8 protein-coding genes are annotated in these 12,733 nt (G+C 51.2%); all 8 read left to right on the top strand.

Annotated features, from left to right (window positions below; genetic code table 11):
- The first annotated feature begins 54 nt into the window (after positions 1–54).
- The 8 genes from ACFSW5_RS13570 (at position 55) to ACFSW5_RS13535 (ending at position 12,523) form a co-directional block, all read left to right on the top strand.
- The gene (locus ACFSW5_RS13570; RefSeq protein ID WP_379273829.1) at positions 55–1,827 is read left to right on the top strand and encodes a BlaR1 family beta-lactam sensor/signal transducer; all 1,773 of its coding nucleotides are present in this window, start codon (positions 55–57) and stop codon (positions 1,825–1,827) included.
- A gap of 17 nt (positions 1,828–1,844) precedes the next feature.
- On the top strand, positions 1,845–2,234 hold the full coding sequence (blaI, locus tag ACFSW5_RS13565) for a penicillinase repressor BlaI (protein WP_379273827.1): 390 nt from the start codon (positions 1,845–1,847) through the stop codon (positions 2,232–2,234).
- A 335-nt stretch (positions 2,235–2,569) separates the two neighbouring features.
- Positions 2,570–4,141 carry a response regulator gene (locus ACFSW5_RS13560; RefSeq protein ID WP_379273825.1) on the top strand — a complete coding sequence of 524 codons (1,572 nt, stop codon included), beginning with the start codon at positions 2,570–2,572 and terminating at the stop codon, positions 4,139–4,141.
- Between the two features lie 16 nt (positions 4,142–4,157).
- On the top strand, positions 4,158–5,915 hold the full coding sequence (locus ACFSW5_RS13555; RefSeq protein WP_379273823.1) for a cache domain-containing sensor histidine kinase: 1,758 nt from the start codon (positions 4,158–4,160) through the stop codon (positions 5,913–5,915).
- A 148-nt stretch (positions 5,916–6,063) separates the two neighbouring features.
- Positions 6,064–7,773 (top strand): ABC transporter substrate-binding protein, encoded by a 1,710-nt coding sequence (locus tag ACFSW5_RS13550; protein ID WP_379273821.1) that lies wholly within the window; start codon positions 6,064–6,066, stop codon positions 7,771–7,773.
- A gap of 146 nt (positions 7,774–7,919) precedes the next feature.
- Positions 7,920–8,894, top strand: a complete 975-nt coding sequence (locus ACFSW5_RS13545) for an ABC transporter permease (protein ID WP_379273819.1) — start codon at positions 7,920–7,922, stop codon at positions 8,892–8,894.
- A gap of 55 nt (positions 8,895–8,949) precedes the next feature.
- Entirely contained in the window at positions 8,950–9,885 is a 936-nt protein-coding gene (locus ACFSW5_RS13540; RefSeq protein WP_379273817.1) for a carbohydrate ABC transporter permease, read from the top strand.
- A gap of 466 nt (positions 9,886–10,351) precedes the next feature.
- Positions 10,352–12,523: a helix-turn-helix domain-containing protein gene (locus ACFSW5_RS13535; RefSeq protein WP_379273815.1), complete on the top strand. Its 2,172-nt coding sequence runs from the start codon at positions 10,352–10,354 to the stop codon at positions 12,521–12,523.
- Positions 12,524–12,733: the final 210 nt, after the last annotated feature.

The raw sequence follows: 12,733 nt of genomic DNA, 5'->3' as shown, positions 1-12,733 counted from the left end.
GAAATGCGATATTAAGTACGACCTCTGCAAAGGTTGAAGGAGGGGACCGGCAGCATGTTTTTCACGACGTTCGTGGCGTGTTTCATCGTTTCTATAATTTCCGCCGCGGGAATTATGCTGATTAAAGCCGTTTTTCGCAAACAGCTTACCGCAAAATGGCATTATTATATATGGTTTTTATTGATGGCTGCATTAACGATTCCTCTCGTCCCGAGTCATTTATTGCCTTTCGGCACGGTATGGGACGGCATCGGCGGGAGTTTGCGCCATGATCCGGCCTTTTCCGTCATCGGCGGGTCCAGTCAAGAAGCCGCAAATGCGAACTGGCTGCAGGACTTTACCGTTTCCGTCAATCGCACAGCGCCTCCTTTTCTTCAGATTATTACGGCCTCGTTGTGGTTGGGCGGAATGCTCGCTTTCGCGGTTTTGACGGCCTATTCTTGGGTCAAAATCGCAAAAACGAAAAAAAGCTCCCGACGCGTGACGAATAAAGAAGTACTGGACTTGCTGGAGCAGTGCAAGAGGCGGCTTCATATCGAAAAGGATGTAGTTGTCCTCGAATCGCCGCTCGTAAAATCTCCGATGCTTGCCGGTTTGTTCAAGACGTATCTCGTGTTTCCCGACCGGTTTGCGGAATGGCTTTCATTGAACGAAATCAAATATATTTTTCTGCACGAATTGAATCACTTGAAAAACAAGGATAACATCACAAATTACGCGGTCGTGGCGCTTCAACTGATCTATTGGTTCAATCCGCTTATTTGGATCGCGTTTCGGAGAATGAGATTGGACCGCGAAATCGCCTGCGACATTGCGGTGCTGCAAGCTTTGGACGGCAGCAGCCGCGTCGAATACGGCAATACGATTATCCATTTCGCGGAGAGAGCTTCGCGGCCGCTCCATATCGCTTTGGCGAGCGGGCTTGCCGGCCCGGCTGGCCAGCTTCGTAAACGGATCGAAACGATTGCAAGCTATCGGATCGAATCCAAGAGGCAAAAAATCAAAAGCGCCGCCGTCGTTATCCTTGCAGGCGTCTTGATTTTAAGCCAGATTCCGGTCGTTTCCGCGATGGGGCGCGACGATCAGCGCTTCTCCTTCGGAGGGGAGCATGCCGTCTACGAGGATTTAAGCCGGTATTTTTCCGGGTATGAAGGCGCTTTTGTTTTATATGACATGCAAGCGGACCAGTATCGGATTTATAACGAGCGGAAAAGCACATGGAGGGTATCGCCGGATTCCACGTATAAAATCTACAGCGCTTTGATCGGTTTGGAAGCAAGCGTCATATCGGACGAACATTCAACAATCGAATGGAACGGGGAAACGTATCCGTACGACGTATGGAATAAGGATCACAATTTGTTTACGGCGATGAAAAGTTCGGTTAATTGGTATTTTCAGGCGCTGGAGAGCAAGCTGGACCGCAGCGTTTTACAGGCCTACGTCCAACGGATTCATTACGGGAATGCCGATATTTCCGGCGGGCCGGAGCCGTATTGGCTGGAATCTTCGCTGAAAATATCTCCGGTCGAGCAGGTGCAATTGCTGAAGGCGTTGTATACGAACGAATTCGGATTCGAGGACAAACATATCCGGACCGTAAAAGAAGCGATCCGATTGGAAGAGAGGAACGGAGCGCTTCTTTCCGGCAAGACGGGAACAGGCACCGTCAATCATCGTAATACGAGCGGCTGGTTCGTCGGCTATGTGGAGAAAAACGGGAACGTCTACTTTTTTGCAACGCACATTCAAAGCGAAGACGGCTCGAACGGGAGCGCGGCGGCAGCCATTACATTAAAAATTTTAAAGGAAAAGGGAATTTATTGACATAGGAAGTGTTGGGTATGACGAATCAAGTGCCGAGAATTTCGGAATCGGAATGGGAAGTCATGAACGTGCTGTGGGACAAAGCGCCGAGAACGGCCAGCGAAGTCATTCAAGCCTTGCAAGCCACGACCGATTGGAAGCCCAAAACGATTCGCACGCTTTTGGACCGGCTGGTGAAAAAGAAGGTCGTCGGGGTCAACCAGGATCAAAAAGTGTACACGTTTATTCCGCTCTATACGCAAACCGAATGTCAGCACGCGGAGGCGAAGTCTTTTCTGAACCGAATTTACGGCGGGACGATGAAATCGATGCTCGTTCAGTTTTTTGAAGAAGAATCGATAACGGAAGAGGAGATGAAGGAGCTTCGCGCCCTTTTGCGCGAGAAGGCCGGCAAGGATAACGAATGAGCGGGATGGGGAGAAAGCGAAGCCGCTTGGACAAGACAGACCTGCGGAGAACGATTCCGCGGTCTTTTTTTCGTTCAATGGAAAGAAAGTGCTCAATCTTCATTTCCGAAAATCCAAAAATGTTGGTAGAATTCCCAAACGATGGGCCTTTTTGATCCAATACTTGAACTGTTAAAATAGTTCTGATTGTGAAAACGGATACATTCGGAAGCTGCCGCGTTCGATTCGCCTGTTCACGGGAACCATTTGAAAGCTTATTATGAGCTTCATGCTGCGAAAGTGAAGTCCATAAGCTAAAATAAAATGAAAGCGTTTACTAAAAATGGGGTGACCGCATGAAAAAAATCATTCTGGTCGATGATGAGATTTTCGCGCGCAAAGGACTGCTTGGTTTAATCTCGTGGAACGATTACGGCTTCGAAATCGCCGGCGAAGCGAACGACGGCGAAGAAGCGATCCAGCTCATCGAGGAGCTTCGACCGGACCTCGTTATATCGGATATCCGAATGCCGGTTATGGACGGGTTAAGTTTGATCGGCGAAATTCGCGATCGCGGAATCGCTTCCCCGAAGTTTGTGATCATAAGCGGCTACGGCGATTTCAAATATGCTCAGCAAGCGGTTCGGTTCGGCGTTCAGGACTTCCTGCTCAAGCCGATCGACGAAGAGGAGCTCGCGCAGACGCTGATCCGAATCAAAGGGGTATTGGATCGCGAAGTCTCGCGGCATGACAGCCGGCAATCGTTGAACCTGCGCCTCGAACGATTGCTTGCGGGGGAATCGGATCCGGGCTATGCGCGGGAAACGGCGAACCTTCTGGGCTTCCGGGCGGATCAAGACTTCTGCTATTTCCTCGTCGAACGGAACAATACGCCGTTCGGCTCCGCTTCCGAAGCGGAAGCGCAGCAGCGGTTGAGCGGCTGGAAGCGGGCCGCCGCCGAAACGTTCGGGCAGAGCTTAAAGGTTACGGTGTGCGAACAAGGCGTTTCGACGTTCGGCCTAATCGTTCCTTCCGATTCGCTGACCGGACTTGGAAAGTCGTGGCAAGCCTTAGGCGAGGCGCTCGTTCGCGCCATTCCGGAAGAAGAGCGAGCAGAAGTGCGGATATACGCCGGTAAGCCGGCGAAAGGGCTTCATGCCGTTGCCGAGTCCTATCGGACGGCCAAGAAAGCGGTCCGCTACAAATTTGCTTTTGCCGATAGCCGATTTATCGGATACGAACAGACGCTAGAGGCGGAATTGAACTATGTAGAGCTGGACGCCAAGCTGCATGCCCGGCTCGTGGAGAGTGTCGAGGAATCGGATGCAGGGTCGTGCGCCCATCTTGTCGACCGCATGTTCGAGACCTTCTGCCGGGAACGGTTCGCTCCCGAGTCCGTACGTTCCGCAATTGCAAGGTGCGTGCTCGGCGTCATTTCCATCGTCCGGGAGATGGAGGGGGCCGAGCAAGAGCTGAGCTCGCTCAAGCCGGTCCTGGATTGGCACGAGGAGCCGCATACGCCCGACGGGCTCAAGAGGTTGTTCCATACGTTTCTTACCGAAAGCCTGGCGTATATTGCCGAGCTCCGGAAGGAGAAAGCCAAAGGCGACATCTGCAAAATCAAGTCGTACATCGAAGCGAATTACAGGGAGAACTTAAGTCTGAAGAGCATAGCCAAAAAGTTCTACATGAACCCCGTTTATTTGGGGCAGCTGTTCAAAAAAACGTATGGCGTCTATTTTAACGATTTCCTGCTTAACATCCGCGTCCAGGAAGCGAAGAAGCTGCTTCGCAAAACGGATCTGAGGGTGTACGAGATCGCCTCGTACGTAGGCTTCAGCAACGCCGACTACTTCGCGACCCAATTCGAGAAGGTCGAGGGGAAGACGCCGACGGAGTACAAAAATTCTTTGCTGGCAAAGAACTAAGCGGCGGAGGGAAGCGATGCGAGCGAATTTTCGGGAAGCGGTCAGCTTAAACAATGTGAGGCTGCGGAACAAGATGCTGATCGTTTATTTTTTGTCCGTTTTAATCCCGGTCGTGCTGACTAATGTCATTTTCTACAACATTACGACCAATAACGTCAAGAAGCAGAAACTAAGGGACATCTCGCTCGCCATGGAGCAAATCCGGAACGACTTTAAGGCCCAGATCGACGCGGCGGTCGGAATATCGTCCGTTATATACAACGATGCGATCTTAAACGAGTATTTGGAGACGCACTATGAAGTGCAGTCCGATTATGTCCTTAATTATCAATCCTACATCAAGGATATGCTCGGCAAGTATAGCCCCGTTTACCAGACCATTCAGCAAATTTCCGTCTACACGAACAACGATACGATCATCTACGGCGGGCAGGTCAGACCGATTACCGGGCAAGTCCGCGACCTGCCCTGGTATCGGAGCCTATCCGCTTCCGGTCAATCGAATCCGGTCGTATTGCTTACGGACTCCGATTATCCCGGAACTTCCGGGTGGGTGCTGAGCGTCGTCCGCAAGATTACCGTCGGCAGCTCCGCGCGCTGGGACAAAGCGATGAAGATCGACATGTCGCCGGAATCGGTTCAAGCGCTTTTCCGCAATATTACGCTTCAGGGCGATCTCTATCTGCTGGATGGCGACCAAGTGCAATTCACAACGAATCCGGACTTCGAACGTTTGGGAACGGCCGAATATTCTTCGCTGCCGACGCCGAAAGGCACGATCGTGATGGAGGAAGCGTTTCCGAACGTTTCCTATTTGAGCAGCTGGCGGATCGTCGGGCATTTCAAGGAAGCGGACGTGCTCGAAGAGGTGTACAAATCGCGGAACTTCGTGCTGTATTTGGCCATACCGAACGTTATCATGCCTACGCTCATCATCATCTGGTTCGTCCGGTCGCTAAACGCGCGGCTGATCCGCATATTGAAACATATGAAGCGGGTTAAAAACCAGTCGTTCGAAACGATCGAACAGCAGGAATCCAAAGACGAAATCGGACAGCTGACGGCCGAATTCAACCGGATGACGCTGCAAATCAAAAGCCTCATCCATGACGTGTACATGGCGGACATTCAGAAGAAAGAGCTGGAGCTGAAGCGCAATCAGTCGCAGCTTCACGCTTTGCAAAGCCAGATCAACCCTCATTTTCTGTTCAACTCGCTTGAGGCGATTCGGATGCGCAGCCTGATGAAGAAAGAAGAAGAGACCGCCAAAATCATTCACAATATGGCGAAAATATTCCGCAAATCGCTGGAATGGGGCAAGGATTGGGTGACGGTCAAGGACGAATTGGATTTGGCGGCCACGTTCCTTGAGATTCAGAAATACCGCTTCGGGGACAAGCTGGATTTCCGGATCGAAGCGGACGACTCGGTTCTGGGCTTGACCCTTCCGAAGATGACGCTTCAGCCGCTTGTCGAGAACGCCAGCATTCACGGCATCGAAAAGATGAGAGGGAACGGACGAATCGACGTGCGCATCGAGCGGGAGCGGGACGAGCTCGTGTGCGAAATCCGGGATAACGGCGTCGGCATGGACGAGGAGAAGATAAAGCGTTTCTACGGCTACATGGAAGGCAAAGAAGCGATCGGGGACAGGGTCGGCGTTCAGAACGTCATCTATCGGCTTAAGCTCATATTCGGCGACCGGTTCGGTCTTCGGGTCGAAAGCGCTCCCGGAGAAGGAACTTCCATCATCCTGCGGATTCCCATCGAGTGACGCGGAAGCGGCAATAGTCGCGAAACGCAAAGCAACTATGCTTTTCGAAGTACGGACTATAGTTTATTGGGTAAACAAAGCCCCTTCGAGTTTATATAATGAAAGTGCTTACAAAACATAGTCGAGAACGAAAGGGGACACTAAAAAGATGGCAAGAAAGCTTATAGTCGCTTGCTTGGCCGCCGTCATGGCGTTTACCGCGGCCGCTTGTTCCTCCCAAGGAAACAGCACCGGCGGCAGCAACAGCCCGGCGCCAAGCAGCAACCCGTCCGCGTCAAGTTCCGCTTCGCCGGATGCGACGCAGGATAAAGTGACGTTTACGCTCTTCAAAGGCGTTGCCGAGGCGAAGGACATCAACACCAACGAGACGACGATCGGGAAAATTCTCGAGGATCAAACCGGCGTCAATTTCAAAATCGAGCATCTGGTCGGCGATTTGAATACGAAAATCGGCACGATGATCGCGTCCAACGAATATCCGGACGTTCTGGTTCCGGACGCTGCGATCGATGCGGTTCTGAAAGCGGGCGCATTCATTCCGCTGGACGACCTGATCGAACAATACGGCCCGAACATCAAACGGGTATACGGCCCGTATTTCGACCGGATGAGAGCGGATTACGGCGGCAAAATCTACTTCCTGCCGTTCTCCACCCAGGTCGGAGAATATACGCCGGATCCGAACATCAACCAAGGCGCTTTCTGGGTACAACGCCGCGTGTTGAAAGAAGCGGGTTATCCGCAAATCAAAACGCTGGACGAGTACTTCAAGCTGATCGAAGATTTCGTGGCCAAGCACAAAGACGAAGATTTGACAGGATTCCTGGCGCTGACGCACGACTGGAGATTTTTCGCCATTTCCAACCCGCCGATGCACCTGGCAGGCTACCCGAACGACGGCAACGTCATCGTCGACATGAATACGCTTGAAGCCACAACCTATGCCGCATCCGACGATACGAAGCGCTGGCTGCAAAAATTGAACGAGCTGAATGCGAAAGGCTTGTTCGATAAATCCTCCTTCGTAGACAACTACGATCAGTATATCGCGAAGCTGTCCTCCAAGAAGGTTGTGGGCTTCTTCGACTATGGATGGCAAACGGGCAACGGGCGCAACGTCCTGAGAGACGCGGCGAGAAAAGATCCGGCGCAAGACGATTTCGTATACTTCCCGCTGCCGATTACGTACGACGGAACTCACGACCAGTATCTCGATCCTCCGGGCTATACCGCAAACCGCGGGATCGGCATCACGAAGAGCGCGAAGGATCCGGCCCGCATCATTCAATATTTCGATAACTTGCTGAAGGAAGAAAACCAAATTCTAAAAAGCTGGGGCATTAAAGGCGAGACGTACGAAGTCGACGATAAGGGCCGCTTCTACCGTACGCCGGAACAAATCGCCAAAATCGACGAAGCTTTCAATGAAACATTCGGCTTCAAATACTATGATTGGGATTGGCCGCAATACGGTTCGAACTCGACGCTGTCGGACGGCAATGCGCTCTCGCCGGGCTTCCAGCCTGAAGTGTTCCAAATGAGCTTAACGAACGAAGACAAAACGATTCTTGAGAAATACGGCGTGCAAACGTATGCCGACTTGTTCGACAAACCGGATGAACGTCCTTGGTTCCCGGCATGGAGCATTCCGAAAGAGCAAAACTCGCCGGAAAAAATTTGGGAAACGAAAAAAGACGAGCTTGCGAAAAAATATTTCCCGAAACTCGTCCTTGCCAAACCGTCCGAATTCGAAGGCATTTGGGCAGAGTACCTCCAAGAATTCGGCAAGCTGGATACGGCCGGCTACGAGAAGTGGACCACGGAACAAATCAAGAAAATTATGGAAGTGTCGAAATAATCGGCAAGAACCTATAGATGAAAGCGAAAGGCCGGCTTAACGTGCTGTTCCGCGTCGTAGTCCGGCCTTTCCTTTTCTGCCGAGCAAGGAAAGTTTAATCCGATAAAGCATTCATTTTTTTGTGCCCGACGGAAGGAGAGAGAAGTTTGGAGAATAAAACCACACTTGCAGCGCCGTCTTTGGCGTTGGAACAAAAACCGACGGGGCTGAAGCTGTTTTTCAAAAGACTCGTTCAACAACGCGTGCTGGTGCTGATGTCCGTTCCTTTTCTTGTTTGGCTGTTTATTTTTAAGTATTTGCCGATTTGGGGCTGGACGATCGCTTTTCAAGACTATCAGCCGGGATTAAAATTCGGCGAGCAGGAATGGGTCGGGTTTCAGCATTTCCGGTTTTTGTTCGAAGACGACCGGTTCCTGCTCGTGCTGCGAAATACGCTGGCGATGAGCGGAATAAACCTGGTGCTTGGCTTCGTTACGGCTATTACGCTGGCGCTTCTTCTTAACGAAGTTCGAAAAATGGCGTTCAAACGCGTCGTTCAAACGGTCAGTTATATGCCCCACTTTATTTCGTGGGTTGTCGCTGCGGGCATTATCCAAACAACGCTCGCTCCGGACGGCATTATTAACGATTTGTTAATAGGGTTTGGCGTCATTGAGAAAGGTCAGGAAATTTTATTTCTCGGCAAAGCGGAATGGTTCTGGGGAATTTTTGGCGCAGGCTCGGTATGGAAAGATGTAGGATGGAATACGATCGTTTATTTGGCCGCCATTACGTCCATCGATCCCGCGCAATATGAAGCGGCGGAAATGGACGGAGCCGGACGCCTAAGACGGATGTGGCATATTACGCTGCCCGGAATCAGGCCGGTCGTTATCGTATTGCTCATTATGAATATCGGATATTTGCTGGAATCGGGATTCGAACCGCAATATTTGCTGGGTAACGGCATGAACGTCGATTATTCCGAGAACATTGACATATTTGTCCTGAAGTACGGGATTCAGCAATTTAACTTCCCGCTCGCTACTGCGGCAGGCATGTTTAAAACGGTGGTCAGCTTTATTCTTATTTTCGCGGCGAACAGTATCGCCAAGCGTATGGGACAAGACAGATTGTTCTAAAATAACGAGCGGCTTTGAGCTTCGCTCAAAGGTCCTCATGTAAGGAGGCTTCAACATGGCGAATTCGGCGTCCGTATCCAAAACAAGCAAGTTCTCAAGCCGAGACTCGACGCTTGGCGATAAAATATTCGATATTTTGAACTACACGTTTTTGACCTGTTTGATGATCGTGACCTTGTACCCTTTTATTAATACGCTCGCGGTTTCGCTCAACGCGGCAAGCGATTCGATCAAGGGAGGCATTTACCTTTGGCCGCGGGAGTTCTCCATGGAGAACTATAAGTTTGTGTTCAAGGAAGCGACGATTTTAAATGCGACGCTGATCTCGGTTTTTCGCACCGTCATCGGTACGGTCATTACCGTTTTCTGCTCCGCAATGGTCGCCTACACGATTAGCAGACAGGAGTATGTGCTGCGGAAATTCGTCACGATCGCATTTATCGTCACGATGTACATTAACGGCGGACTGATTCCGAATTACTTGCTCATCCGGGATTTGGGACTGATCAATAACTTTTGGGTTTATATATGGCCGGGCATTATCGGCGTATTTAACTTGATCGTCATTCGTTCCTTTATCGAGCAATTGCCGGAAAGCGTGATTGAGTCGGCCCGAATCGACGGTGCGGGAGAATTCAGAACGTTCGTTAACATCGTACTTCCGCTTTGTCTTCCCGTTCTTGCGACCGTAGCGCTGTTTACGGCCGTATCCCAATGGAACTCCTGGTTTGACGTGTTTTTGTACAATTCTTCCAATGTGGATCTAAGCACCTTGCAATATGAACTGCAGAAAATATTGCAAAATTCGAATACGACCAATTCCGTAGAAAGCGCGTTGGCAAATTCGAACAGCGGTTCGTCGATCACCGTAACGCCGCTTTCGATCCGCGCGACGATGACGATCGTAGCTTCCGTCCCGATGATTATCGTCTATCCGTTCCTGCAGAAGTATTTCGTTAAAGGCTTGACGGTCGGCGGCGTAAAAGGTTAAACGGCAGCGGCAGAAACCCCGTGCTTGTTAGAGCTTGGAACCGGTAGAAGACGCCAAGCCGCGCTCAATGGAGTAAAACAAAAATGCAGCCAACTCCTTTAAGGAGGACGGCTGCATTTTTGTTTTTCGGAGCCGAAAACTTATAAAGCCGTCTTAAAATGATTAGGAAGATCGTATCATTTTCATGTATAATATACCAAAAATAGTATCGGATCATTAGTTCAAGCTTATCCTTAGACCCCGTACCGGACTTGCTTTCGAAGCAGGTTATCGTTTACGGGCATTTACTAAAGCGCTTTCATAAACCGGCGGCTGCTTACTTGACGAAAGTGCAGCTCCAAAGGCCAATCCATTCGGAAAGAGGGGCACAATGAAACGAATTCCGATGATGCTGCAGTTGTCACTGATTTTATTTTGCGTGATGGCGATTCCGACGGCCATTTTAACCTGGTACAGCGGTACCTAAATGCTGCGGAATTCGGAAAGCGCCATCGCGGAATCCTCGCTTGCGGGATTGAACGCGAACCGCGAGCTGAACGAGAACGCGCTCAATAACCTGGCTCAGGATGCCGTACGCCTTGCGGCAACGAATATTTTCGACCGTATCCGCAATTACGAGACCCTCGCCGAGCTTAACGCAAATTACGGCAATGTGAGCAACGCTATGACGGTGCTGAAGGAATTGACGAACTTGAATCACAGGGTGAACGGCGTCTATTCCTCCTATTTCTTCCTCACAGGGGCGAACTATGTGGTGTCAACCGACAAAGGCATTACGCCGCTGGACCGATACGAGCCGACCGGCTGGATGGAGGAGGCGCTTCGCGGGCGCAGGGGGATCGGGGGCGTATGGGTCCCGCGCAAAATGGCCTCGGGAGTAAACGTCGTATCGTATGTTCTGCCTTTAAACCGGCTATCGACAACGACTCGCGGAACGATTGTCGTCAATATGCGAGAAAGTCAAATCGGCGATTATTTGAACTCGTCGGAGCCGGGCGGGCGCGGTTATTTGCTTATGGACTCGAACGGAACGATCATTTCGCATAACGACAAGGCTTTGCTGCTAACGAACGGCCGCGAACAGCCGATTTTGAAACAGATTTTGGAGCAGGCCAGGCCGGAAGGATATGCGTTCCATGAGGTTGAAGGAGAGCGTTTGCTGTACGCATGGTCCCGCTCGGAGCGGTTCGGATGGTGGAACGCAAGCGTTTATTCGATGGACAATCTGATGACGAAAACCCGTTCGTTGCAGCGCAGTATCATTTTGCTTACCGCCGTTATTATTTTTGCAGGGACCGTCCTGACCGTTTTTCTGGCGACATGGCTGTCCAGGCCGGTGCGAAGGCTGGTCCGGACCGTGCGGGCGCGCGGCAATCTGGACGTATCGGACAAAAACGAGCTTGCATTCCTTGACGCGGCGTTCAAGCGAATGCAGGAGGAAGAGGAGGGGCTTTACAAGCTGCTGCAAGAGCGCGAGCAGGATACGCGCAGCCTTGCGATCCATCAATTGCTGCGAGGCGAGGTTGCTAAGCCGATCGAGGAAATGTTTCCGGAGCGTTATTACGTCGTCGCCGTCGTATCAATCGACCGATACAGGCGGTACGTTAGCCATACCAACCCGGAGACGCGCAGTTATCACCGGTACATACTCGTCTCGAAATGCGAAAGCCTGTTTCCGGAAGGGATTTACGCGCGATGCGTCTATCAGGGCGAGGGCTGCTTCGTCATCGTCATCAATTACGGCGAAGACGGGCTGGAACCAAGCGGCGATCGGATAACAAGCGCCCTTGTCTCGATTCGGGACAACGCGGCGGAGCTATGCGGCCATTCCGTGACCATCGGCGTAAGCGGCCGGACGGAGTTAAGCTCGCTGCTGCCGGACCGGGTAGCGGAAGCGATGGAGGTCATTAAGCACCGCATGATCGGAGGAAGCGGGGGCATCACGTTCTGGAGAGAGGACGCCGGGGGCAGCAACAAATATTTGTACCCCGCCAACAGCGAAAGGCGTATCCTGAATTTTCTCGATATCGGAGATTTCGATCAAATTTTGAACGAGTTGTCGAACATTCGAAGCGAGATCGTCTCATCGGAATACATTTCATACGATAATATACTGTTCATCTACAACCAGCTGGTAGGCGTCACGATTAAACACCTCCGGGAGAACAATATTAGCACCGAGCGCATATTCGCGGGGCGTGGCAACATCTATTCGGCGCTTGCCGCTCAAGATACGCTGGACGAGATCGAGGAATATTTGCGCGGGTTCTTCGGCGAAATTATTCAATATCTAGCGCGCAGCTCGGGCGAGGCGGGTTACGGAGAGCGGATCATCCGCCACCTGGAAGAGCATTATTGCGAGGATATCGTATTCGAAGATATGGCGAAGGAAATCGGCATCAGCTATTCCTATATGCGCAAAATCGTGTACGAGCTAACCGGCAAAAGCCTGATCGAATACATTAATCTGCTGCGAATACGGAAGGCCAAGCAGCTGCTTCTCGAATCCAAGCTGACCATGACGCAGATCGCATCGGAGGTCGGCTATAACAACGTTCAAAGCTTCAACCGTTTTTTTCGCAAATACGAAGGCATGCCCCCGAGCAATTATAAGGCTGCGAAGTCCCGCACTTCGTAAGACGAGCCGATAGGCGGCAAGGAGTAAGCCTATGCCCTCGGCCTTCCGTCTATGTACGAACGCATTTCCGGCATGGAGCCGTCTTCCGGGTCATTCAGGACCGTTCGAGACCGCTCCATTTTTGCTTCTGTTGTTGAATAATGATTATTTGGCGGTACGGCTTGCGCCAAATCGGGGGATTGAATCAAAAATGACAGGGAGTATCAAAAC

It is taken from the genome of Paenibacillus thailandensis (assembly GCF_042685365.1).
In the GTDB taxonomy this organism is placed as follows: Bacteria; Bacillota; Bacilli; order Paenibacillales; family Paenibacillaceae; genus Paenibacillus_AP; species Paenibacillus_AP thailandensis.
Note: the sequence above shows the minus strand (reverse complement) of the source record. Positions and strands in the feature narration are given on the sequence as shown.

Coding starts and splice junctions, on each gene's coding strand:
- ACFSW5_RS13555 (WP_379273823.1), top strand. CDS start 4,158: ATGCGAGCGAATTTTCGGGAAGCGGTCAGCTTAAACAATGTGAGGCTG.
- ACFSW5_RS13540 (WP_379273817.1), top strand. CDS start 8,950: ATGGCGAATTCGGCGTCCGTATCCAAAACAAGCAAGTTCTCAAGCCGA.
- ACFSW5_RS13570 (WP_379273829.1), top strand. CDS start 55: ATGTTTTTCACGACGTTCGTGGCGTGTTTCATCGTTTCTATAATTTCC.
- blaI (WP_379273827.1), top strand. CDS start 1,845: ATGACGAATCAAGTGCCGAGAATTTCGGAATCGGAATGGGAAGTCATG.
- ACFSW5_RS13535 (WP_379273815.1), top strand. CDS start 10,352: ATGCTGCGGAATTCGGAAAGCGCCATCGCGGAATCCTCGCTTGCGGGA.
- ACFSW5_RS13560 (WP_379273825.1), top strand. CDS start 2,570: ATGAAAAAAATCATTCTGGTCGATGATGAGATTTTCGCGCGCAAAGGA.
- ACFSW5_RS13550 (WP_379273821.1), top strand. CDS start 6,064: ATGGCAAGAAAGCTTATAGTCGCTTGCTTGGCCGCCGTCATGGCGTTT.